We start from the raw sequence: 22434 nt of genomic DNA on the forward strand, positions 1-22434 counted from the left end.
CACGATGGACGGACACGATCAGATGGCGTACGACCGCGGCACGAGCATCTTCTCGCCGGACGGCCGGCTGTACCAGGTCGAGTACGCGCGCGAAGCGGTCAAGCGCGGGTCCTCGACGGTCGGCGTGAAGACGTCGGCGGGCGTGGTGCTCGCGGTGGACAAGCGCGTCGGGTCGTCGTTGATGGAGGGCGAGAGCATCGAGAAACTCCACGTGGTCGACGACCACCTGGCGGCGGCGAGCGCGGGCCACGTCGCGGACGGGCGTCGACTCGTCGACGAACTCCGACGGGACGCACAGATCAATCGCCTCCGGTACGGCGAGCCCATCGGCGTGAAGACGGCGACGCGGCACGTCTCGGACCTCGTGCAGGCGTACACGCAGGTCGGTGGGGCGCGACCGTTCGGTGCGGCGCTCCTCGTCGCGGGCGTGGACTCGGACGGCACCGCTCGGCTCTACGAGACCGACCCGTCCGGGACCGTCGACGGCTGGCAGGCGGTCGCGGTCGGTGCGGACCGCGGCGAGATACAGGCGTTCCTCGAGACCGAGTACGACCCCGAACTCGACCTCGCGGACGCGACGGCGCTCGCGCTCCGCGCCATCTCCGTTCCCGACGACGAACGCCCGGACGTCGACCAGGTCGCGGTCGCGACGGTCGACGTCGAGACGCGAACCGTCGACGTCCTCGACGACGACGCGCTCGCCTCGCACCTCGACGCGCTGCCACCGGTCGACGAGGACGACGGTGGCGACGGCTCGGGTTCGCGCGAGGGAAGCGACGGCGACGACGCGGCTGGCGGCGGCTCGGGTTCGAGCGAGGGAAGCGACGGCGACGACGCGGCTGGCGACCCCGGCGCGGAGTGAGCAACGGGGACACACCTTTTTAAGCCCGACCGCGTAAGTTCAGCGTATGATTTCACTGGACGAAGCGGTGACGGCGCGGCTCGAATCCCACGGCACGCGCTTCGAGGTCCTCGTCGACCCGGACGCGGCGCTCTCCATCAAGCGCGGCGAGTTCGACGGCGACCTCGAGGACGTCATCGCCGCGGAGGACGTCTACGAGAACGCGAGTCGCGGCGACCGGCCCGCCGAGAGCGACCTCGAGGACGTCTTCGGGACGACCGACCCGATGGAGATCATCCCCGAGGTCATCAAGCGCGGCGAGATCCAGATCACGGCCGAGCAGCGCCGGGAGATGCAGGAGCAGAAGCACAAGCAGCTCGTGAACAAGATCGCGCGCAACGCGGTGAACCCGCAGATGGACGACGCGCCGCATCCGCCCGACCGCATCGCGAGCGCGCTCGAGCAGGCCGGGTTCCAGGTCGACCCGATGGAGCCGGTTGAGGAGCAGGTCGACGACGCGCTGGACGCGCTCCGTCCGGTCATCCCGATCCGGTTCGACGAGGTGACGGTCGCGGTCCGGGTGCCAGCGGACTACGCGGGGTCGGCGCAGGCGAAGATCCGACAGTACGGCGACCTGGAGAGCGAGGAGTGGACGAACGACGGTGGCTGGATCGGCGTGCTGACGTTCCCGGCGGGGATGCAGAACGACTTCTACGACATGGTCAACGACATGACCAGCGGGCAGGCCGAGACTCGGATCGTGAAGGACGAGGACGACATCAAGACCCGCTAGCATGGCGTCGCGGGTCGACGTGGTCGCGTTCGACGAACGCGAGGCGCTGTCGGACGCCGAACGCAAGCACGAGCAGGTCGTTGCGCTCGCGACGTACGTCGTCGTCGCGGTCGTGCTCGGCGGTGCGCTCGTGCAGGGGATGCTCCTCCTCGGCGTGCTCGGCGCGGTCGGCGTCCTCGTCGTGCACCGGTTCCTCTTCCGGGACGAACGCCCGATCGGGACGACGTACCGCGCGGTCGACGCGGGCCGCGGTGCGGCCATCGTTCGAGCGCACGAGACGGAAGCGCGCAAGCGCGACCAGATGCGGACGTTCCTCGTCGCGGTCGTCGTCGTCGTGGTCGCCGGCTGGGGCGTCCTCCAGGGGAGCCTCTTGCTGTCGGTACTCGGTGCGGGCGCCGTGGCGGCGTTCGCGTACGTCGCGGACGACGAACCACTGCTTCCGCGGGTCGTCGAAGCTGACATCGACCGCGAGCGAGCGGACCGACTGTTCGAACTCGTCGAGGGCACCGCGACGACGGCGGACGTCGATGGCGAGCGCGACCGCTGACGAGTGCGGAGAACGAGCGGGAGAAACGTCGGTCGTTCGCGACTGGACCGAACGGCAGCGGATTATCCCTTCTTGAATCCGATGAGGAAGCCGCCCGTGAAGCCGGCGCCGACGGAGAGCGTCGAGAGGATGGTCTGTATCCACGACGGTGGCGCACCGGACGCGGCGTCCTGGCCCGCTTCGATGAACCCCGAGGTGAGCTTGTCCCAGTCGACGGTGAGGATGCCGCGGGACTCGAGGAACTTGAACAGCGCGAGCTCGAGGCCGATGATGACGGCGATGACCTTCGCGATCTTCTTCGCCGCGAACCCGATGATGCCACCGATGACACCACCGGTCCCGAACTCGATACCCAGTTGCTGGGGATCGACGCCCAGTTGCAGTGCGAATGGGTCCATACCCCCCATTCCTCGCCGCCGCCATAAGGCGTTTGTGGCGTGAGATGATGTGCGTCCGACGGCTCGTGATTCCGGCGGGTTCGCGACCCACGGTCGTCGGTCGGGTTCGCGTGGGGAGAGATTCAAGGATGCGGGCGACCAACGGTCGGGTATGACTCGGACAATCGAGGTGGCGGCCGGCCCTGCTTGAGATGCGAGGAGCGACTGCCGACGCGACACGGCCGACGTCGCGTCACGAGGTCGGGGTGGGTCGATGATGAAAGCGGTTGTCGCGAAGCGAGCGGACGAAGGCGAGGCCGACCTCGAGGAGATCCTCGACCTGGCTCGTGCGGCGGACTACGAGGTGGTCGGGTCGGTGACGCAGACGCGCAAGGAGGACCCGGCGCTGCACTTCGGGGAGGGGAAGGCGGACGAGCTCGCGGCCGAGGTTAGAGCGACCGGTGCGGAGGTCGTGGTGTTCGACAACAGCCTCGGGCCGTACCAGACGTTCAACCTCGGCGCGAAGCTCCCGGAGGGAGTCGAGATACTCGACCGGTTCACGCTCATCCTGGAGATATTCGGGCAGCGCGCGGAGACCCGGAAGGCCCAGTTGCAGGTCGAGCTCGCGGAACTACGATACGAGCTGCCGCGTGCGGAGGCGAAGGCGAGTCTCGCGAAGCGCGACGAGCACCCGGGGTTCATGGGGCTCGGGGAGTACGACGAGTCCCGCGAGCAGGACATAAAGAACCAGATCAGTCGCATCCGGGACGAACTGGAGCGCATCGAGCAGACCGAGCAGTCCAGGCGCGAGCGCCGCCGCGAGGGCGGGTTCGACCTCGTGGCGCTCGCGGGCTACACGAACGCGGGGAAGTCGACGCTGCTGCGGCGGCTCGCGGCGGACATGGACGTCGACGAGAACGAGGGCCTCCATCCGGATCTGGACACGACCGCGGAGTCCGAGAACCGGTTGTTCACGACGCTCGGGACGACGACGCGGCGGGCGGACGTCGAGGACCGCGACGTCCTCCTGACGGACACGGTCGGGTTCATCTCGGACCTGCCTCACTGGCTCGTGGAGTCGTTCAAGTCGACGCTCGACTCCGTCTATCGCGCGGACCTCGTGCTCCTCGTGGTGGACGTGAGCGAGGACGTCGAGGAGATACGCGAGAAGCTCGTGACGTGTCACGACACGCTCTACGAGCGCAACGAGGCGCCTATCGTGACGGTCCTGAACAAGATCGACGAGGTCGACGACCGCGAGCTGGAGCGCAAGCGCGACGCGATCAGTGCGCTCGCGCCGAACCCGGTGGCGGTGTCCGGGCTCGCGGACCTGAACGTGGACGCGCTCCGCGAGCGCATCGTCGCGGAGCTCCCGGACTGGGAGCGCGAGCGCCTCGTCCTCCCGATGACGGAGGACACGATGAGCGTCGTGTCGTGGCTGCACGACGAGGCGAACGTCGACCACGTCGAGTACGGCGACGACGACGTCCTCGTGGACTTCGAGGCGCGGCCAGCTATCGTCGAGCAGGCGCGGTCCCGCGCCGAGGACCTCCGCGCCGTCGAGGGCGCGGTCTGACCGCGCCGCGGTCGCTGTCGAGGGCTCGAGGCGGTGCACGCGCCGCTCGGTTCAGGGCTCGCCCGAACGATTCTACTGCTTTTTGTACGAGGCCGCGCAATCGACGGGCATGAAGACCATCAAGGACAGCGTCCACGACCACATCGAGGTGGGTGGCGTGGCACGCGACCTCCTGGATACGCCGGCGGTGCAGCGACTCCGCCACATCGTCCAGCTCGGGACGTCCTCGCTGGTGTATCCGAGCGCGAACCACACGCGCTTCGAGCACAGTCTCGGCGTCTACCACCTGGCGTGCGAGGCGCTCGACCACCTGGGGGTGGCGGGGCGGAACGCGAAGCGCGTGAAGGCCGCTGCGCTCCTGCACGACGTCGGCCACGGGCCGTTCAGTCACAACCTCGAACCGCTCACGCATCGGCGGACGGGGAAGTACCACGACGACGTCCACGAGCTGTTCGAGCGTGGGGCGGTCGGCGCGGTCCTCAAGGAGCACGACCTGTCGCCGGCGCGGGTCGCGGACCTCGTCGCTGGCGACGGGAAGTACGGACAGGTCGTCTCCGGGGAGCTGGACGTCGACCGGATGGACTACCTGGTCCGTGACGCGCACCACACGGGCGTTCCGTACGGGACCATCGACCACGGGCGGCTCGTCCGCGAGCTGACGTTCGACCAGGACGACGACCTCGTGCTCGACGAGGGGAACGTCCAGACTGCGGAGAGCCTCCTGGTGGCGCGTGCACTCATGATTCCGACGGTGTACAATCATCACGTCACGCGCATCTCGAAGACGATGCTGCGGCGCGCGGCAGAGCGACTGCTCGAGTCGACGGACGTGGACGCGGAGGAACTCCGACGGATGGACGACCCGGGGTTCCTCGTCGCGCTCCGTGAGACGCCCGAGACCGAGTCGTTCGCGCGTCGCTTCGACGAACGCGACCTCCCCAAGCGCGCGCTCTGGGCGGAACTGGACGACACCCCCGATGGCCTGCTGGACCTGGCGCACGAGGACGTCCGCGGATACGAGCTCGAGATCGCGGAGCGCGCGGGCGTCCCGGAGGCGGACGTGGTGCTCGACGTCCCCGGGGAGCCCGAGATGACGGAGTCGTCGACGCGCGTGCTGGTGAACGGCGACGCGAGGGTGCTGCACGAGCAGTCGCCGCTCGTGGACGCGCTCCGTGCGGCGAACCGCGCGCAGTGGCGCCTCGGCGTGTACGCACCCGAGGAGGACACGGAGGCGGTCGGGACGGCCGCCGCGAACGTGCTCGGTCTCGATCTCGATGGCGCGCTCGTCTCCGAGGTCCGCTCTGGTCTCCAGGAGACGCTCGGGTCGTTCGCCGGTGAGGACGCGTGACCTCAGATGCGGACGAGAACGGTGGTGTCTCGGGGACGCTCGAAGGCCTCGTTCTCCGTGGGCGAGCGTTCGAGCCCGTGGAGGGACGGGTCGTCTTCGAGGACGGCACGATCACGGCCATCGAGGAGGCGTCTGTCGAGAGCGATCGGCTCGTCCTGCCCGCGTTCGTGAACGCGCACACGCACATCGGGGATTCCATCGCGAAGGAGGCCGGCGAAGGCCTGACCCTTGAGGAGCTGGTCGCGCCCCCGGACGGCCTGAAGCATCGGTTGCTCCGCGAGGCGAGCCGAGACGAGCTGGTCGACGCGATGCAGCGGACGCTCGCGTACATGGAGCGGGCGGGGACCGCGGCGCACGTCGAGTTCCGCGAGGGTGGCGTCGACGGCGTCGAGGCCATCGAGCGCGCTGGCGCGGACTCGGCGGTCGAGTCGGTGGTGCTCGGGCGCGAGGAGACCGCGGCGATGGAGCGCGCGGACGGGTTCGGGGCGAGCGGCGCGAACGACGCGGACTTCGACCGGGAGCGGAACGCGACGCGACGCGAAGGGAAGTTGTTCGGGATCCACGCGGGCGAGGTGGACGCGTCGGACGTCCACCCGGCGCTCGACCTGGACCCCGACTTCCTCGTGCACATGGTGCACGCCGAGGCCCTCCACCTGGACCGTGTGGCGGACAAGGGCGTTCCCGTGGTGGTGTGTCCCCGGTCGAACGCCGCGTTGAACGTCGGGCTTCCCGACATCGACGCGCTCAGCGAGCGGACGACGCTCGCGCTCGGCACGGACAACGCGATGGTGAACGGCCCGTCGATGTTCCGCGAGATGGAGTGGGCGGCGAAGCTCTCCACGCTGCCCGCGCGGGAGGTGCTGGCGATGGCGACGGTGAACGGTGCCGACATCGCGGGCCTGAACTGTGGCGTCGTCGAACCGGGCCGGGACGCGAAGCTCCTCGCGCTCGACGGCGACTCCGACAACCTCGACGGCGTCCGCGACGTCGTCCGCGGCGTCGTACGGCGCGCGACGGTCGACGACGTCGACCGCGTCGTGCTCTGAGGGGGTGGTACCGAGGACCGGTCGACGACGTCGAATACGGCGAGGATTCATGTTAGATGGTATCGTATCACTATCCACGGGGCGATGTACGATCACATCCTGGTGCCGACGGACGGGTCCGTCGGCGTGGAGCGCGCGGTCGAGCACGCGGTCGAGCTGGCCGCGACGCACGACGCGACCCTGCACGCGCTCTACGTCGTGAACACGGCGAGTTACTCGAGCATGCCGATGGAGACCTCCTGGGAGCACATCCGCGACATGCTCGGCGAGGAGGGCCAACGCGCGCTCGAACGCGTCGGGGAACTCGCCGCCGACGCTGACGTGCCCGTCGAGAGCGTCGTCGTCGACGGGTCGCCGAGCCGCGAGATCGTCGGGTACGCCGAAGAGGAGGGCTGCGACCTCGTCGTGATGGGCACCCACGGTCGCGGCGGTATCGACAGGCTGCTGCTCGGGAGCGTCGCCGAGCGCGTCGTCCGCGCGTGCAAGGTCCCGGTGCTCACGGTTCGCGTCGGTGACGACGCGTGATGGACCTCCGGCAGAAGGCGCTCGCGACGTTCACGCTGCTCGCGATGGTGCTCGCGTTCGCGTACTTCGACGAGACCCTCGCCGTGTTCGCGGGCATCGCGACGCTCCCGTTCCTCGTCGGCGTCCTCAGACAGTAGCGCAGGCAGGCGTCGTCCGACCGCGCTGTCACGCCGAAACGACCGCCTGGGGGCGGCCGTATGCTTGGACACTCAGTCCGCGGCCCGCAGGTGCTCGCAGTCGCCCGCGGTCACGCGCTCGACGCCGTCGTCGGTCTCGACGAGGAGCGCACCCGGGAACTCGACGTCGCGAGCGACGCCCTCGACGACGCCACCGGGCGTCTCCACGCGCACCCGCTGGCCGAGCGTGAGCGAGCGCTCGCGCCACGCGGGCAGGACGGCGTCGAGGTCGCCCGAGACGAGGTCGTGGAACCCTTCGAGGACCCGCTGGACGAACGCGCGGCGGTCCGCGACGCCGCCCTCCATCGCGACGCTCGTCGCACCCGCAGGTAGCTCGCGCTCGGGGATATCCACGTTCGCGCCGATGCCGACGACGAGCCAGGACACGCGGTCGGCTTCCCCCTCCATCTCCGTGAGGATGCCCGAGAGCTTGCGCGTGCCACCGTCGCCGTCGGGGACGAGGACGTCGTTCGGCCACTTGATGCCGGCGTCGACGCCGGCTTCGCGTGCCGCGTTCGCGGTCGCGACCGCGGCAGCGAGCGTGAACACCGGCACCTGCGCGGGCGGGACGTCCGGTCTCACGAGGATGCTCGTCCACACGCCGCCACGGGGCGCGGTCCACTCCCGGTCCAGGCGGCCGCGGCTCCCGGTCTGTTCCGCGGCGACGACGGCGACGTCGCGTTCGCCGTCCGCCGCGAGCTCGCGCGCCCGGTCGTTCGTCGACCCGACCGAGTCGTGGTAGTCGACCGCGTACGGTGCGGCCAGTTCGTGCGCGACCGCCAGCCCGCCGTACTCGGGGGTGGCGTCGAGCCGATACCCGTCGTCCGTACTCGACACCTCGAACCCGGCGTCCCGGAGCGTCTCGACGTGCTTCCAGACCGCCGCACGAGAGACGTCGAGTGCGTCCGCGAGCGCCGGCCCGGTGACTGGACCGTCCGCGAGCGCGTCCAGCACCCGCAGTCGCGTGTCGTTCATGCCCTGCGCTTCGAAACGGGTCGACAAAAAGGCGCGCGATGCGTTCGTCGTCCAGCCCGACGCCCGGTCAGTCCCGGAGTTCCTGCAGGCGCTCGCGGCCGGGCGCGATGAGTTCGTCGAGGTACGACGCGAGCGTCCCCTTCGCGTCCGCCGGATGAAGTTCGCCCGAGTCCAGGTCGTCCGCGAGGGACTCGTAGTCCTCGTAGGTCAGGTCGCCGCCGTACTCCTCGGGGCGTTCGACGACCACCGACTCGAACCGCGGGAACACGTGGTACTGGAAGAGCTCCAGGACGGGGTTCTTGCGTTCCTCGCCGTCGTCGGTCGGGTCGGGGTCGCGCGTCGGCGGACAGTACGCGCTGTTGACCTTCTCCTCGAGCGCTTCCGCGTCGTCCTCCATGCTGATGGTGACGCCCGTGCTCGAGGACATCTTCCCGACGCCGGTCGTCAGGTCCGCGAGGATGGGCGTGTGGATCGCGGGCCGGCTCTCGTACCCGACGTTCGGCAGCTCCTCGCGAGCGAGCATGTGGACCTTCCGCTGGTCGAGGCCGCCGACGGCGAGGTCGAGGTCGAGGTACTCGATGTCCAGCGCCTGCATGAGCGGGTAGACGACGTGACTGACCTTCGCCGTCTCGCCGCCCTGTATCTCCGCCATCGCGCGCTGCGCGCGGTTCAGCGTCGTCGACCGCGCCATCTCGTGGAGGTCCAGCAGGTAGTCCTCGTCCAGCTGGTACGTGGAGCCGAACACGAACTCGGTCCGCTCGGGGTCGAGGCCGTACGCGAGGAACTGCTCCTGCATGACCTCGGCGGTCGCCTGGATCTCGTCGAACGTCCCCTTGTCGTTCAGGTACGCGTGGACGTCCGCCAGCAGGATGACGACCTCGAACCCGACGTCCTGGAGGTCGATGAGCATGTTCGCGGTCAGCAGGTGGCCGAGGTGGAGGACGCCGCTTGGCTCGTAGCCGACGTAGACGCGCTTCCCGTCGGGGGCGTCGGCGAGCGCTCGGAGCTCCTCCTCGGTCACGACCTCCGCTGCGTTCCGCGTGATCAGGTCGTAGGTGTCCATACCGACGAGAACTCGCGCGGGCGTTTTGAACCTTCCCAACCTGTGCTAGCGCTTCAGCCGTCTCCCGGTGCGCTCGCGGCGTCGGCGTCCGTCACTCCTGGCAGCTCTCGACGTGCTCGTTCGCCCACGTCTCTATCTCGTCGAAGACCGGGCAGAGCGCGCCGCCCTTCGGCGTGAGGCTGTAGTACGTCGCGATGGGGGCGTCGCTCTCGACGCGACGTTCGACGAGGTCGAGGTCCGCGAGGTCGTCGAGGACGCGACTGAGCGTCCGCGAGCTCGCGTCCGTCGAGCGCTTGAGCTCGTTGAACCGCTTCTCGCCGCCCTGGAGGTCGTGGAGGACGACGAGCCGCCACTCCGACCCGATCTGCTGGATGGTCTCGACGACCGGGCACGCGCCCGCGTCGTCCTCGGCGTCGGCGGCGACGGTGGCCTGTGAGTCTGAGGACATCGATGTTACCTGATTACGCTTGCGTCCGCGTCCGCTTAAATGGTTCGCTGACGAACCAGGTGACGTGATGAAACCACAGACGATCCCGACGACCCTGTACGCGAGCCGGTCGACCGACGCAGTGCTCCCCCAGCGCACGAGCCCGCTCGCGGAGGTGACGGACTGATGGCGGTCACCGGCATCGAGGGCGTCGCGCTCCTCCTCGGGCGCGTCCTCCTCGGCGGCGTCCTCGCGTTCATGGGCCTCAACCACTTCCTGCAGACCGACGGCATGGCGGGGTACGCGGCGGCGAAGGGCGTCCCGTTCCCGCGCGCCGCCGTCCTCTTCTCGGGCGGCCAGCTCGCGTTCGGCGGCGTCCTCCTCGCCGTGGGTGCGTACCCGGTGCTCGCGGCTGGTGCGCTCGCGTCGTTCTTCGTCGTCGTCACCCCGATGATGCACGACTTCTGGGCGGTCCCCGACGACCAGGTCCAGGACGAGATGACGGGCTTCCTCAAGAACGTCGGCCTCCTCGGCGCGTCCCTGTTCGTGCTCGCGCTCGCCGGCCAGGAGTGGGCGTACGCGGCCGGCATCGGGCTCTGAACGCGGCCGGAAGACCTGCGACTATCCTTCGAGTTCGGCCGCGAGCACGTCGAGTGCTCGTTGACATACCGGGACGTAGCCCCCGGCGAGCAACGGCACCTCGAAGACGACGCGACACCCATCGGGGGTTCGCTCGACGCGATGGCCGGTCGCCGGGATCCGGGCGACCGACCACGTCCACCGACGAACGTCCTCGTCGGCGTCCCCTTCGACCGCGGTCACCTCGAAGGGCACCCAGGGTCCGCCGAGCACCTGTACCTCGCCGGTCAGGCCCTCGCGGACGGTCGCGTCCGCGGGGCGAACCGCCGAGACGGTCGGCCCCCACGTCGGCCAGTGCTCGGTGTCTGCGAGGACGGTCCACGCTCGCTCGGGCGGTATCGCGTACTCGCGACTCACCGCGTACCGTCGGCCGGACTCGCCGCGCTCGACGCGCACTCGACTCACCATGCCCGAGTCCTCGGGCGCGACGCCCAAGACGGTCCGGGTCTCGGCGCGACCTGTCGTCGAACAGACACCGTAGCTGTCGGCGGAAAATCACGAGACGTGCCAGTGTCGACCGTCGAATCGAACGGTGAGGTGCCCAGAAGCTTAACCTGCATTCGACCCCAGACACGAGCTAACGAATGATTCGGGTGGACGACCTGCGGAAGGCGTACGACGGTTTCGTCGCCGTCGACGGCAGCACGTTCGAGGTCGACACCGGCGAGGTGTTCGGGGTGGTGGGCCCGAACGGCGCCGGGAAGACGACCACGCTCAAGATGCTCGCCGGGCTCGTCGAACCGACGGGTGGGGACGTCGAGATCGCCGGCGCGTCCGCCGGGAGCCTCGACATGCGCCGGAACCTCGGATTCCTCCCGGAGGAATCGCCGCTCTACGAGGAGATGACCGCGAACGGCTACCTCGAGTTCTTCGCGGACCTCTACGACGTCCCGACCGACGTCGCCCGCGAGCGCATCGACGAGGCGCTCGACCGCCTCGACCTCGAGCACCGCGAACGACGCATCGGCGACATGAGCAAGGGCATGAAACGGAAGGTCGCCATCGCGCGGTCGCTCGTCAACGACCCCGACGTCCTCATCTACGACGAGCCGGCGTCCGGCCTGGACCCGCTCACGACGAACTACATCATCGAGTTCACGCGCGAACTCGCCGACGACGGGAAGACGATCGTGTTCAGCGCGCACAACCTCTATCACGTCGAATCCATCTGCGACCGCCTCATCGTGATGAACCACGGCGACATCATCGCACGCGGCACGCTCGAGGAGATTCGGGACGAACACGGCCAGACCGCCTACCACGTCTACACCGACGTCCCGGTGCGCGACGCCGCGCACGACGACGACGAGGACCACTACCAGGTCGTCGTCGAGGACATGGACGCCGTCGAGCGCGTGCGTCGCGAAGCGCAAGCCGACGGCGGGCGCGTCGTCGACATCCAGACCGAGGACCCGAGCCTGGAGGACATCTTCCTCGACATCGCCGGCGAGCGCGTCGAGTCCGCGCGCGAACCCGAGGCGGAACGCCCGACCCAAGAGGTCGAGACGTGAAGCTACGGAAGACGCTCCGCATCGCGCGCTGGGAGGTCACGAAGAGCGCCGGGACGCTCGACCGCACGACGATCGCGTTCGCTGTCGTCCTGCTCGCCGTCGGGATCGCGGTGGGGCCGGCGCTCGTCTCGGACGTGAGTCTCGACGAGGGCATCTATCGCGTCGGCGTCGACGAATCGAGCCCGTACTACGACGTCGTCCAGCAGAACGAGCGACTGGTCGCCGGGTCGCCGAACGGCGAGCTCGGCGAGGACGTCTCGGTCGTCGTCCGGAACGGCCAGTTCCGGCAGGCCGATACGCGGAAGGGCGCGGCGGCGTACGACGAGTTGCGGACCGCGATACGCCAGTACAACGACCGCAGTCTCGCGGCGCAGGTCGACCGCGGTGACGCCGAGGAGCACGCGGCGTTCCCGGTCATCGTGACCCTCCGGTACGTCGAGCGCGTCGCCGAGCCGCTCCCGGGAGTGGACGGCCGCGACGCCGACGGTGCTGGTGGTGGGAGCGGTGCTGGCGGCGGCGATGGAGGCGGTTCGGGCGGGGACGGTTCCGGCGGTGGCGTCGGGGGCGGCCTCGGCGGCGGCGACGACGGGCAGGTCCGTGCACCGAGCGTCGGCGGCGGCGGCGGCGGGTCGGAGACGACGGGGACGCCCGGGGCGCTCTCCCCGCCGTTCCCGTTCCAGTCGCTCGTCCTCGCGTTCCTGTTCATCGTCCCGATGAACTTCGTCGTGCAGGCGTACGGGAGCACCATCATCAACGAGCGCGTGAACCGCCGCGGGGAACTCATGCTCGTCTCGCCCGTCACCAGGGGCGACATCATCGCCGGGAAGACCCTCCCGTACTTCACCGCGCTCCTCGCGGTGTGCGCGGGCATCGCGGTCGTCGTCGGCGGCGACCCCTACAGTCTCGCCGCGGTCCCACCCATCCTCGCCGCGGTGACGCCGATCGCGCTCCTGTTCCTCGCCGCGACGTTCGTCGGCGGGATGTTCGCGCGGTCGTTCAAGGAACTCACGTTCGTCACCATCGCCGTCTCCGTGTTCCTCACCGCGTACGTGTTCGTCCCCGCCATCTTCTCGGACATCACGCCCATCGCGCTCATCAGTCCGCTCACGCTCGTCGTCCGCCACCTCCGCGACGTCGGGTTCACCGCGGTCGAGTACCTGTACTCGACGGGTCCGTTCTACCTCGCAGCGCTCGTGCTGTTCGCGGTCGGTGCGAGCGTCTACCGCGAGGAGGACATGTTCACGCAGAAGCGCCTCGGCGCGAAGGCCCTGGACGCGGTCGCGTCGTTCGTGCACTCGAAGAAGTCCGTCGCGTTCGTCACCATGGCCGCGCTCCCGTTCGTGTTCGTCGCGGAACTCCTCGTCATCGCCGTCGTGTTCCCCATCCCGAGCGTCGTCGCGCTACCGGTGCTCCTCGCCGCCATCGCGGTCGTCGAGGAGCTCGCGAAGAGCCTCGCGGGCTACGCGGGGTTCACGCACGACCGCTTCGAGAACTCGACGACCGCCGCGGTCGGCGTCGGCGTCGCCGCCGGCGTCGGGTTCTTCCTCGCGGAGAAGGCGACGCTCGTCGTCCAGCTCGTCGGGATGGGGAACGTCGAGTACGGGCGCGCCGCGTTCGCGACCGTGCCGACCGACGCGTCGCCGCTGCTCGTGCTCGCACTCCTCTTCCTCCCGCTGGGGTTGCACGTCCTCACCGCCACCATCTCCGCGGTCGGCGCACAGAAGGGCCGGACGACGTACGCGCTCGCGTTCCTCACCGCGGTGTTCGTCCACCTCGGGTACAACGCGCTCGTCATCGGGCTCCGCTCGGGGGTGGCCTGAGATGAGCGACGACTCGGGGTCCTCGGGCGCGCGACTCGCCATCGCCAAGCGCGAACTCGCCGCCCTCCGCTCGGAGAAGACCATCGTCCTCGCGCTCCTCATCCAGCTGTTCGTCGCGTCGTTCTCGTCGTTCCTCGTCGTCGGCCTCGTCTCGCTGTACGACCCGGGCGCCGGACAGACCTATCAGCTCGGCGTCGGACTGACGGGCGACGGTAGCGACGAGATCGGCGCCGTCCTCGGTGACGACGAGGGCGTCGTCGTCCGCCGGTACCCGGACACCGCCACCGCACTGGACGGGTTCCAGGACCGGGAGGTGGACGCAGTCCTGGTCTCGAACGAGACGGTGAACGGGACACTCAGGGTGCGAGCGATGGTGCCGGAGGAGAACATCCGGACGACGATAGCGGTCGTGCAGATACGCGAAGGGATGGAGGAACTCGAGCATCGGCTGCGCCTCGAGTACCGCGACGACCTCGCCGCACCGCCGCTGCACGTACCGGTGCGTTCGGGCGGGAGTCCGTACTACGGGTTCACGTACACCGTCCTCGTCCCGCTCCTGATGTTCCTCCCGGTGTTCATCAGTGGCTCCATCGCGGTGGACTCGCTCACGGAGGAGTCCCAGCGCGGGACGCTCGAACTCCTCCGGGTCGCGCCGGTCTCCATGGGCGACATCGTCGATTCGAAGCTGTTCGCGACCGCGAGTCTCGCGCCCGTGCAGGCGCTCGCTTGGCTCGTCCTCCTCGGCGTCAACGGGACGACGGTCCGGAACGTCTCGCTGCTCGTCCTCCTCGTCACGGGACTGTCGCTCGCTGTGGTCGCGTTCGGCGTCGGCATCGCGCTCTGGTCGTCGGACCGACGGCAGGCGCAGTTCCTGTACTCGACGGGCATCATCGGCGCGGCGACCCTCATTGGGTTGCTCCCCGAGCATCCGGCGAACACGGTCGCTCGTCTCGCCATCGGCACGACGAGTCGAACGACGATCGCGCTCGCGATACTGTACGTGCTCCTCGGACTGGCGGCGTACATCGTCGTGCGACTGCTCGTCGACCGGATGGACCCGGAGCGCATCTGACCGCGTCGACCGAATCGACTCCAGGCGCATCTGACCGCGTCGCCAGAATCGACTCCGAGCGCATCTGCCTACGTCGACCGAATCGACTTCGAGCGCATCTTCCCGTCGGTCGTCGTCGGCTCGTTACGAGAACTCGTCGGTGAAGTACGCCATCACGGTCGGGAGCACGAACAGGTAGAGGAGCGCGGGGAAGATGGCCATCGCGAGGATGATGATGACGATCGACCCGAGGAAGCGGAACGGCGTGGACCCGGCGGGGTCGTCGTCGGCGCTCCCGTACTCGACGACCGTGACGGTGCGTTCCGTCGTGACCGATGCACCGGATTCGTCGACGACGGTCACGGTGATGGTCGCGTTCCCGCCGTCGTCCCACGTGTACTGGACGGTCGTGCCGTTCCTCGTCACGCCGTCGGTGTCGTTCGCGGATGGGCCGTCGAACGTCCACGTGGCGGTGACGTTCCCGTCGGCGCCGGAGACGACGACGGAGTAGTTCTGCGTGGCGTTCTTCGCGATGGTGCGGGGCGTCTTCACGCGGACGCTGAGGTTCTCCGGCGTCCGGGCCGCCACGGACCGATGGATGGTCGGGTCGCCCGCGGACTGGAGGGTGGTCGCGTCGTCGGTCGAGTGGATCGCGTTGGCGTCGTCAGCGAGCGCGCTGCCGGTCGCTGCACCGGCGGTTCCGGCGCCGGCGACGGCGACGGCGAGCGCGACGACGACCAGGAGGGCGGTCGGGGTGCGCATACTCCCGTATCCCGCCGTCCGTGTCTTCAAACTATCGACACGAAGGGGTGCGGGGACCGGGCGCGACGGCCGGCGCTCGTCGAGTCACGGACAGTGCGCGGTCGGTTCGCCGAGGGGCGTAGGTCTTAGTGGGCGGGCGTCGTCGCGTCCGGCATGGAGTACACCACACTCGGTAGCACCGGCGTCGAGGTGTCCCGCATCTGCCTCGGCTGTATGAGCTTCGGGTCCAGCGACTGGCGGCCGTGGGTCCTCGACCCCGAGGACGGGAAGGAGCTCGTCGACCGCGCGCTCGACCTCGGTATCAACTTCTTCGACACCGCGAACATGTACTCGGCGGGCGAGAGCGAACGCGTCCTCGGCGAGGCACTCGAGGGCCGCCGCGAGGAGGCGGTGGTGGCGACGAAGTGCTACTTCCAGATGGACGAGGACGACCCGAACTCGGGCGGACTGTCGCGGAAGGCCATCGAGCAGGAGCTCGAGCACAGCCTGGACCGACTCGGCATGGACACCATCGACCTCTACCAGATCCACCGCTGGGATTACGACACGCCTATCGAGGAGACGTTGCGCGCGCTCGACGACGCCGTCCGACGCGGGAAGGTCCGGAATGTCGGCGCGTCCTCGATGTGGACCCACCAGTTCGCCGAGGCGCTGCACGCGAGCGACTCGCTGGGGCTGGAGTCGTTCGCGACGATGCAGAACCACTACAACCTCTCGTATCGCGAGGAGGAACGCGAGATGCTCCCGTTCTGCGAGAAGCAGGGCGTGGGCGTCATGCCGTGGAGTCCGCTCGCGCGCGGGTGGCTCACGCGTCCCCACGAGGAGTTCGAGACGACGACTCGTGGGGAGAACGAGGAGCACGCGCGTCGGCATCCGTACGACGAAGGCGGTGGTATCGAGGTGAACGAGCGCGTCCAGGAGCTCGCCGCCGAGAAGGGCGTGAAGATGGCCCAGGTCGCGCTCGCGTGGCTGTTCGAGAAGGACCACGTGGACGCGCCCATCGTCGGGACGACGAGCGTCGAGCACCTCGAGGACGCCGTGGAGGCGCTCGAGTCGGTGAGCCTCTCGGCGAGCGACGTCGCGTACCTGGAGGAGCCGTACGAGCCGGTGCGGGTGTCCGGACACGAGTGACGGCGACCGCGACCCGGATTGCCTTCGGTCAGTCCGAGTAGGCGTCCCTGGCCGTCGCGGTCTGGGCGTGCGTGTGATGGAAGAACCAGAGTCGGCCGCCCGAGCGCGGCTCGAAGCACACGCGCTGGTAGCGCTCGTTGTCGAGGAGGTTCACCATGACGCCGGCGTCGTGCTCGCTCACGGAGTCGTACGCGCGGTCGCAGACGGGACACTCCTCGGGCGCGTCGTCAGGCACCTCCATGGGTACTCGACGCTTGGGCGGGCAGATAGTTAGTCGCTAGCCCGGCGGCGACACCCGGCCGGTCCCGAGCAAGGCGGCGGGATTCGGTAGGTCGCCTCGTCGGCACGGGGTGTCGTTTACTGGCGGTCGCTCCCCGAGACCTGCTTTCGTGCGGTGGTTCGCCGTCTGTGCGCCGTCGAGACCGGCGCGGTAGCTCGTTCGCGCACTCGGTATTCCCCGTGAGGCGTGGTCCTGGGGCTGCTACCTGCATTTACTCCCGGTTCGAGCCTCGTTATTTCGACCTTGAGTAAATCTTTTGAATCTGGGGGTGCAGTGTTCTATCATGGAAACCACCGCAGCACAGCGACGTGAACGCGTGTACGTCGACGGCGAATGGCTCGGCGGCGAGAAACGCCTCAGCGTCACCGACCTCGCCGACGGTGGCACGTTCGCCGAGGTCACCTCGGCCACGCCCGCACAGGCCCGCGACGCGCTCGCAGCCGCCCAGGCGGCCAAGCCAGCGATGCGCGAGACCACCATCGTCGAGCGTGCCGAGTGGATGCACGAGATCGCCGACGGCCTCGAAGCCCGGAAGGAGGAGCTCGCGGAGGTCATCGTCCGCGAGGCCGGGAAGCCGATCTCGAGCGCCCGCGGCGAGGTCGACTCCGCGGCGACGCGGTTCCGTCGCGCCGCCGAGGAGATCCGCCACATGAAAGGCGAGTACCGCGAGGGCACCACCGCCGGGCACGAGGGCTGGGAGGCCATCGTGAAGCACGAACCCATCGGTGCCGTGCTCTGCATCACGCCGTACAACTACCCCCTGGCGACGACCGCGCTTCAGGTCGCGCCCGCGCTCGCTGCCGGGAACGCGGTCGTCCTGAAGCCCGCGAGCAAGACCCCCGTCTCGGCGGCCATCCTCGCGGAGGTCGTCAGCGAGGTCGACCTCCCCCACGAGGGCGCGTTCAACTACGTCGCCGGGTCCGCGAGCGACATCGGCGACGTGCTCGCCGGCGACGACCGCATCAACGCCATCGCGATGACGGGCTCCTCGGGAGCGGGCAAGCACGTCGCGAAGGAGTCCGGGATGGTGAACCTCCACATGGAACTCGGCGGGAACGCCCCCGAGATCGTCTTCCCGGACGCCGACCTCGACGCCGCCGCGGCCGCGGCGACGAAGGGCTCGCTGAAGTACGCCGGCCAGCGCTGCTCGGCCGTCTCCCGGGTCCTCGCGCACGAGGACGTCCACGACGAGGTCGTCGCGAACATCGAGGGCCAGATGGACGAGTGGCCGATCGGCGACCTCTTCGACGAGGACACCGCGCTCGGGCCGCTCATCAGCGAGGACCAGGCGGAGTGGGTCGACGAGCTCGTCCAGGACGCCGTCGAGAAGGGCGCGACGCTCGTCCGCGGCGGCGAGCGCGACGGGAACTTCTACGAACCGACGCTCCTCGCAGACGTCCCGCACGACGCGCGCATCGTCCACGAGGAGCAGTTCGGGCCGGTCGCGGCCGTCACGAAGTTCGAGAGCGAGGCGGACGCGCTCGACCTCGCGAACGGGAACGACCTCGCGCTCGACGCCGCGGTCTTCACCGCTGACCACGACCGCGCGATGCGGATGGCGAACGCCATCGACGCCGGCGGCGTCCGCATCAACGGCGCCCCGAGTCACGGCCTCGGCGACATCCCCTTCGGCGGGAACAAGGACTCCGGTATCGGCCGCGAGGGCATCGACGCCAGCATCCACGCGTTCGTCCGCAAGAAGAGCATCATCCTCTAGAGCGCGTTCGACGCCCGCTTCGTTCGCGACTCCTGCTTCTCGAACCTCAAACCAGCTGCGCCTGTGCGATGACCGCCGAGCGACCGCCGTCGTCCGCCGTCCAGACCACCTGGAGGGTCGCGCCGGACTCGAAGGTGGCGTCCGCGGTCGCCGCCTGGAGCGTCCACTGCCCGCCCGCGGCCCACGTGTCGCCGTTCGGACGCGTCGACTCGATTGCGTCGGACGTCGCCACGTCGGTCCCGTCGTAGTGGACGGCGACGTTCGCCAGGTCGACGTTGTCGCCGCCCTGATGCGTGAGGACGACCCGCTCGGCGGCGTCGCCGTCCCACTCGCCGTCGCCGCCCTGGTCGTACTCGAACGCGAACGACACCTGCGGAGTGGCGTCGTCGCCACCGGACGGGTCGCGGCCGCCGTCGTCTCGCTCCAGGAGGTCGAACTCGCCGACCGGGAGCTCGCCGGTGAACGTGACGACGCGCCCGTCGGTCGTCACGTCGGTCTGCTCGTACTCCGCGAACCCGGCCCAGTCGCCGAGCGACGCGACCGCGTCCGCGTCGATCGACGCGGCGTCGTCGAACGCGAACGGCGCGACGAGGTCGACGCGGTCGCCGAACCGCCACGCGTACGCGTACGCTGACGCCGAGGAGACGACCTGCTGGCTATGCGCGGTGCCGCCGAGCAGGTCGACGTCGTCCGCGGCGTCGAGGACGGCCTCGAAGTCGGGATTCGACGCGTACCGGTCGACGTCGCCGGCACGAGCGTCGAACATCGCGTCGACGAGCGCTCGCGTCTCGCCGAACAGGAGGTGGTCCGCGCCGAGCCAGCAGACGCCGTCGGTTGTCACGTACTCCTCGTAGCCGTCGGGTGCGTCGCCGGTCGGTTCCGGTGGTTCGGCGTCGCCCGCGGTCTCGGTGTCGTCGCCGTCGGCAGCCGTGCCGACCGCGGTCCCTTCGCCCGCGGTCGCGGTCGCGGCGGCGGCGTGGGCGAGGCGGTCGCGGACCTCGCTCGCCGGGAGGTCGAACGTGCACGCGGTCGCGTAGCCCTGTAACGACGCGAATTCGACGACGTCGTCGCCCGCGAGGATGTCACCGGGGACAGCGAGCGTCGTCTCGTACATGCGCGCGAGCACCTGACCGTCGACGCCGGCGTCGCGGGGTGCGTCCAGGTCGCCGGCGAACACGAACAACGGTTCGGCGTCGAGGGTGCTCTCCCCGGGGAGCCACGCGGGTGCCGAGAACTCGCCGTCGATGGTGGCCGTGGCGCCGCCGCCCGTGGTCGTGTCCGCGGGACCGTTCGTCGTCGTCGACTGCTCGTCGTCCGTCGATGTCGTCGAGAGCTCGCCCTCGCCGGTGGAGAGACAGCCGGCCGCGAGCGTCGTCGCTGTCGCACCTGCGAACGCCAGGAGGTCGCGTCTACGCGGGGGACTCATACTCGGGTCGACTTGTCTCCACGGACAAATGTCTTGGGCGATGGGACCGAGGACGCCAGCGCGTCAGCGCGTGGTGACGTTGTCGCTCGCCAGCACGTGCGCGGCCTCGCCGTCGGGACCGACCCACGTGACGAAGACCGTCTCCCCGATGGCGAACGCGGGGTCCGCGGTCACGCCGCCAGTTCCACCCCCCGGACGTCCCTCGTTCCCCTCGTCGTCGTTCGACGCGACGTCCTCGAGCGCCTGACAGCCGGCGAGCGCGGCGACGCCGGCGGTCGACGCGAGCCCGAGCACGGTGCGTCGGTCGAACCGCTTCATAGCGGCGAGTCGCCACGTCGTTTGAAAGGTATTCCGGCCGGCGCAGTCGGAACCGGGAGAGTGAACTGCGTGCCGCCCTCAGCGCCAGGCATGAACGTGCTCGCTCGGACGCTCGACGCGAGGTCGGTGGGGTTATCGGCCGTCGGCAAGCTCGCGGTGGCGGACGTCGTGACGTTGCTCGCGCTCGTGACCGTCGGCGAGATCCGGCACGGTATCGACGTCGTCGGGAACCCCGGTCAGGTGCTCGTGACCGCCGCGCCGTTCCTCCTCGGGTGGGTCGTCGTCGGCGCACTCGTCGGCGCGTACGGCGACCGCGCGTTCGCCGGCGGCGTCGACACCGTGAAGCTCACCGTCGGCGCGTGGCTCGGCGGCGCCGGCGTCGGCCTTACGCTCCGGGGCACCAGCTATCTCGCCGGGGACTCCCCGCTCTCGTTCGCGCTCGTCATGGCCGGGCTCGGGGCGCTCGCGCTCGGCGTCGTCCGACCGCTCGTCGTCTCCCGGCTGAGCGCGCGCGCCTGAGCGCGCTCCGCTGTCGTTCTCTGACTCACGCTGCCGCAGTCGGTCCGTCGCTCACGCGCCGCGCCGAGCGAGCGCGAGCGCCGCACCGGCACCGAGGAGGGCGATCCCGCCGAGGGTCGCGAACAGCGCGGCCGCGTCGGCGAACTCGAGGATCGTGCCGGCGAGCGCGCCACCGAGCGCGCCGACGCCGAACACGCCCAGGTACGTGTAACCGTATGACAGTCCGCGCGTCCCGGCGGGCGTGTGGTCGGCGACGGCGGCCTGGTAGAGCGGCTGGACGAAGAACAGCATCGTGCCGAGGACGACGCCGAGCGCGAGGAACGGGACGAGGCCGGCGTTCGCCGCCGGGAGGACGAACGCGGCGAGGACCGCGAGCGCGACGAAGGCAGGCGCGAGCGCACGCTCCGGACGCACGAGGTCGCTGACGCGGCCGCCGGCGTACTGGCCGAGGATGCCGACCGCGAGCAGCCCCGCGTACGCGTACCGGTACGTCTCCAGCGAGAGGTCGCCGAGGGCGACCGCCGCGAACGCGTCGTACGTCGACAGCACCTCGGGGAGGAACGTGAGGATACCGCGGTAGTAGAGCCCGGAGGCGACGACGACCGGGAAGATGAGTGCGAACCCGCCGAGGAACAGTTCCTTCGATCCGAGCGTGAAGTCGGCGAGCGAGTCGACGGAGCTGGTTCGGTCGTCACCGCCGCCGCTCGTATCAGTCGTCCGGTCCTCGCCGCCGTCGCTCGCCGCTCTCTGCTCGTCCTCGCCGGCTTCGTCCTGAGAGTCGACGGCGGCGCGTTCGTCGACGTCGATGCGCGTGGCGAGCGCGGCGACGCCGATGACTGGCACGGCGAGTGCGAGGGCGACGGTCTGCCATTCGGCGACGACGAGCGCGACCGCGACGACGAACGGGCCGAGTGCGATGCCGAGGTTCCCGGCCATGCCGTGGTACGCGAACGCTTTCCCGCGTTCGCTCGCGCCACGCGAGAGCATCGAGAGGCCCGCGGGGTGATAGACGCTGGCGGCGGCGCCCCAGAGCGCGAGCGCGAGGCCGACCGCGAGCGCGGACGGGGCGAGTGCGAGCACGACGAACGCGCCGCTCATCCCGAACAGGCACGCGACGATGAGGCGCTTCGAACCGACGCGGTCGGCGAGCACGCCGCCGGGGAGTGCGCCGAGCCCGAACAGCCCGTACCCGATGGTGACGAGGACGCCGGCGGCCGCGGCGTCGAACGGGACGCTCGCGACGAGCAGGTCCAGGGTCTCGAACTCGGCGAGCCAGAGCGGGATGAACAGGGGAATCGCGAGTTCGAACGTGTGCACGCTGGCGTGTCCGACTGTCGCGAGGCCGACGACGGCGCGGTCGTTCCGGTCCACGTGCCCGGCGAGGGCGTTCTCCGACAAGAGCCCACCGGTCGGGGTAGATTCCCCGGTTGTCGATCGGGGACCGTTCCCACCACTGAGTAATTTACCTCAGGTAAATACGCTGCAGTCGTGCGTTTTCTTACCGGTTGTATCCTCATAAGTTATGAGTATGTAACACAGTCATGCTGGAGCAAATACGAATCATCG

The 22434-nt window shown here is 69.6% G+C and carries 25 protein-coding genes; 15 read left to right on the forward strand and 10 right to left on the reverse strand.

What is annotated here, in order from left to right:
- The first annotated feature begins 4 nt into the window (after positions 1-4).
- The 3 genes from psmA to LI336_RS01360 are packed head-to-tail and all read left to right on the forward strand — an operon-like array spanning position 5 to position 2181.
- Complete coding sequence (gene psmA, locus LI336_RS01350; protein WP_227130823.1) at positions 5-862, forward strand: archaeal proteasome endopeptidase complex subunit alpha; 858 nt, start codon at positions 5-7, stop codon at positions 860-862.
- 46 nt (positions 863-908) lie between these two features.
- Positions 909-1634 carry a ribosome assembly factor SBDS gene (locus tag LI336_RS01355; protein WP_227130824.1) on the forward strand — a complete coding sequence of 242 codons (726 nt, stop codon included), beginning with the start codon at positions 909-911 and terminating at the stop codon, positions 1632-1634.
- 1 nt (position 1635) lies between these two features.
- Entirely contained in the window at positions 1636-2181 is a 546-nt protein-coding gene (locus tag LI336_RS01360) for a hypothetical protein (protein ID WP_227130825.1), read from the forward strand.
- A 62-nt stretch (positions 2182-2243) separates the two neighbouring features.
- On the opposite strand, the gene LI336_RS01365 is transcribed toward LI336_RS01360, so the two are convergent.
- Positions 2244-2579 carry an FUN14 domain-containing protein gene (locus LI336_RS01365; protein ID WP_227130826.1) on the reverse strand — a complete coding sequence of 112 codons (336 nt, stop codon included), beginning with the start codon at positions 2577-2579 and terminating at the stop codon, positions 2244-2246.
- Positions 2580-2835: 256 nt separating this feature from the next.
- On the opposite strand from LI336_RS01365, the gene hflX reads away from it, so the two are divergent.
- From hflX to LI336_RS01390, 5 genes are all read left to right on the forward strand, one after another.
- Positions 2836-4134, forward strand: a complete 1299-nt coding sequence (gene hflX, locus LI336_RS01370) for a GTPase HflX (RefSeq protein ID WP_227131426.1) — start codon at positions 2836-2838, stop codon at positions 4132-4134.
- A 109-nt stretch (positions 4135-4243) separates the two neighbouring features.
- Positions 4244-5482 (forward strand): HD domain-containing protein, encoded by a 1239-nt coding sequence (locus tag LI336_RS01375; RefSeq protein WP_227130827.1) that lies wholly within the window; start codon positions 4244-4246, stop codon positions 5480-5482.
- Positions 5479-6528, forward strand: coding sequence for an amidohydrolase family protein (locus tag LI336_RS01380; protein WP_227130828.1), 1050 nt, complete (start codon positions 5479-5481; stop codon positions 6526-6528). The genes LI336_RS01375 and LI336_RS01380 overlap by 4 nt, the downstream gene beginning before the upstream one ends.
- 84 nt (positions 6529-6612) lie before the next feature.
- Positions 6613-7053, forward strand: coding sequence for a universal stress protein (locus tag LI336_RS01385; protein WP_227130829.1), 441 nt, complete (start codon positions 6613-6615; stop codon positions 7051-7053).
- Positions 7053-7190 carry a hypothetical protein gene (locus tag LI336_RS01390; RefSeq protein ID WP_227130830.1) on the forward strand — a complete coding sequence of 46 codons (138 nt, stop codon included), beginning with the start codon at positions 7053-7055 and terminating at the stop codon, positions 7188-7190. Before LI336_RS01385 ends, LI336_RS01390 begins: the two co-directional genes overlap by 1 nt.
- Before the next feature lie 72 nt (positions 7191-7262).
- Here LI336_RS01390 and LI336_RS01395 read toward each other — a convergent pair whose 3' ends face one another.
- The 3 genes from LI336_RS01395 to LI336_RS01405 all read right to left on the reverse strand — a co-directional run bounded on the left by LI336_RS01395 (position 7263) and on the right by LI336_RS01405 (position 9715).
- Positions 7263-8204, reverse strand: a complete 942-nt coding sequence (locus tag LI336_RS01395; protein WP_227130831.1) for a biotin--[acetyl-CoA-carboxylase] ligase — start codon at positions 8202-8204, stop codon at positions 7263-7265.
- A gap of 67 nt (positions 8205-8271) precedes the next feature.
- The gene (locus tag LI336_RS01400) at positions 8272-9267 is read right to left on the reverse strand and encodes a tyrosine--tRNA ligase (RefSeq protein WP_227130832.1); all 996 of its coding nucleotides are present in this window, start codon (positions 9265-9267) and stop codon (positions 8272-8274) included.
- Positions 9268-9358: 91 nt separating this feature from the next.
- Complete coding sequence (locus LI336_RS01405) at positions 9359-9715, reverse strand: winged helix-turn-helix transcriptional regulator (RefSeq protein WP_227130833.1); 357 nt, start codon at positions 9713-9715, stop codon at positions 9359-9361.
- Between the two features lie 165 nt (positions 9716-9880).
- Between LI336_RS01405 and LI336_RS01410 the strand changes: the two genes are divergently transcribed.
- On the forward strand, positions 9881-10294 hold the full coding sequence (locus LI336_RS01410; RefSeq protein ID WP_227130834.1) for a DoxX family membrane protein: 414 nt from the start codon (positions 9881-9883) through the stop codon (positions 10292-10294).
- Positions 10295-10315: 21 nt separating this feature from the next.
- Here the strand turns inward: LI336_RS01410 and LI336_RS01415 are convergent, their stop codons facing one another.
- Positions 10316-10741 carry an SRPBCC family protein gene (locus LI336_RS01415; RefSeq protein ID WP_227130835.1) on the reverse strand — a complete coding sequence of 142 codons (426 nt, stop codon included), beginning with the start codon at positions 10739-10741 and terminating at the stop codon, positions 10316-10318.
- A 176-nt stretch (positions 10742-10917) separates the two neighbouring features.
- Here LI336_RS01415 and LI336_RS01420 point away from each other — a divergent pair, with 176 nt between their 5' ends.
- The 3 genes from LI336_RS01420 to LI336_RS01430 are packed head-to-tail and all read left to right on the forward strand — an operon-like array spanning position 10918 to position 14736.
- Entirely contained in the window at positions 10918-11844 is a 927-nt protein-coding gene (locus LI336_RS01420) for an ABC transporter ATP-binding protein (RefSeq protein WP_227130836.1), read from the forward strand.
- The gene (locus LI336_RS01425) at positions 11841-13664 is read left to right on the forward strand and encodes an ABC transporter permease (RefSeq protein WP_227130837.1); all 1824 of its coding nucleotides are present in this window, start codon (positions 11841-11843) and stop codon (positions 13662-13664) included. The genes LI336_RS01420 and LI336_RS01425 overlap by 4 nt, the downstream gene beginning before the upstream one ends.
- Before the next feature lies 1 nt (position 13665).
- Entirely contained in the window at positions 13666-14736 is a 1071-nt protein-coding gene (locus LI336_RS01430; protein ID WP_227130838.1) for an ABC transporter permease, read from the forward strand.
- Between the two features lie 123 nt (positions 14737-14859).
- Here LI336_RS01430 and LI336_RS01435 read toward each other — a convergent pair whose 3' ends face one another.
- The gene (locus tag LI336_RS01435) at positions 14860-15477 is read right to left on the reverse strand and encodes a hypothetical protein (RefSeq protein WP_227130839.1); all 618 of its coding nucleotides are present in this window, start codon (positions 15475-15477) and stop codon (positions 14860-14862) included.
- Positions 15478-15630: 153 nt separating this feature from the next.
- Here LI336_RS01435 and LI336_RS01440 point away from each other — a divergent pair, with 153 nt between their 5' ends.
- Positions 15631-16608 carry an aldo/keto reductase gene (locus LI336_RS01440; RefSeq protein ID WP_227130840.1) on the forward strand — a complete coding sequence of 326 codons (978 nt, stop codon included), beginning with the start codon at positions 15631-15633 and terminating at the stop codon, positions 16606-16608.
- Positions 16609-16636: 28 nt separating this feature from the next.
- Here LI336_RS01440 and LI336_RS01445 read toward each other — a convergent pair whose 3' ends face one another.
- Complete coding sequence (locus LI336_RS01445; protein WP_227130841.1) at positions 16637-16849, reverse strand: DUF8145 family protein; 213 nt, start codon at positions 16847-16849, stop codon at positions 16637-16639.
- A 322-nt stretch (positions 16850-17171) separates the two neighbouring features.
- Between LI336_RS01445 and LI336_RS01450 the strand changes: the two genes are divergently transcribed.
- Positions 17172-18605, forward strand: a complete 1434-nt coding sequence (locus LI336_RS01450; protein WP_227130842.1) for an aldehyde dehydrogenase family protein — start codon at positions 17172-17174, stop codon at positions 18603-18605.
- A gap of 46 nt (positions 18606-18651) precedes the next feature.
- On the opposite strand, the gene LI336_RS01455 is transcribed toward LI336_RS01450, so the two are convergent.
- Both LI336_RS01455 and LI336_RS01460 read right to left on the reverse strand, forming a co-directional pair.
- Positions 18652-20031, reverse strand: a complete 1380-nt coding sequence (locus LI336_RS01455; protein WP_227130843.1) for a type IV pilin N-terminal domain-containing protein — start codon at positions 20029-20031, stop codon at positions 18652-18654.
- 63 nt (positions 20032-20094) lie between these two features.
- Positions 20095-20349 carry a hypothetical protein gene (locus LI336_RS01460; RefSeq protein WP_227130844.1) on the reverse strand — a complete coding sequence of 85 codons (255 nt, stop codon included), beginning with the start codon at positions 20347-20349 and terminating at the stop codon, positions 20095-20097.
- 90 nt (positions 20350-20439) lie between these two features.
- On the opposite strand from LI336_RS01460, the gene LI336_RS01465 reads away from it, so the two are divergent.
- Positions 20440-20868: a DUF3054 domain-containing protein gene (locus tag LI336_RS01465; RefSeq protein WP_227130845.1), complete on the forward strand. Its 429-nt coding sequence runs from the start codon at positions 20440-20442 to the stop codon at positions 20866-20868.
- 51 nt (positions 20869-20919) lie between these two features.
- On the opposite strand, the gene LI336_RS01470 is transcribed toward LI336_RS01465, so the two are convergent.
- Positions 20920-22239, reverse strand: a complete 1320-nt coding sequence (locus LI336_RS01470; RefSeq protein ID WP_227130846.1) for an MFS transporter — start codon at positions 22237-22239, stop codon at positions 20920-20922.
- Between the last annotated feature and the right edge of the window lie 195 nt (positions 22240-22434).

It is taken from the genome of Halorubellus salinus (assembly GCF_020567525.1).
Lineage (GTDB): Archaea > Halobacteriota > Halobacteria > Halobacteriales > Natrialbaceae > Halorubellus > Halorubellus salinus.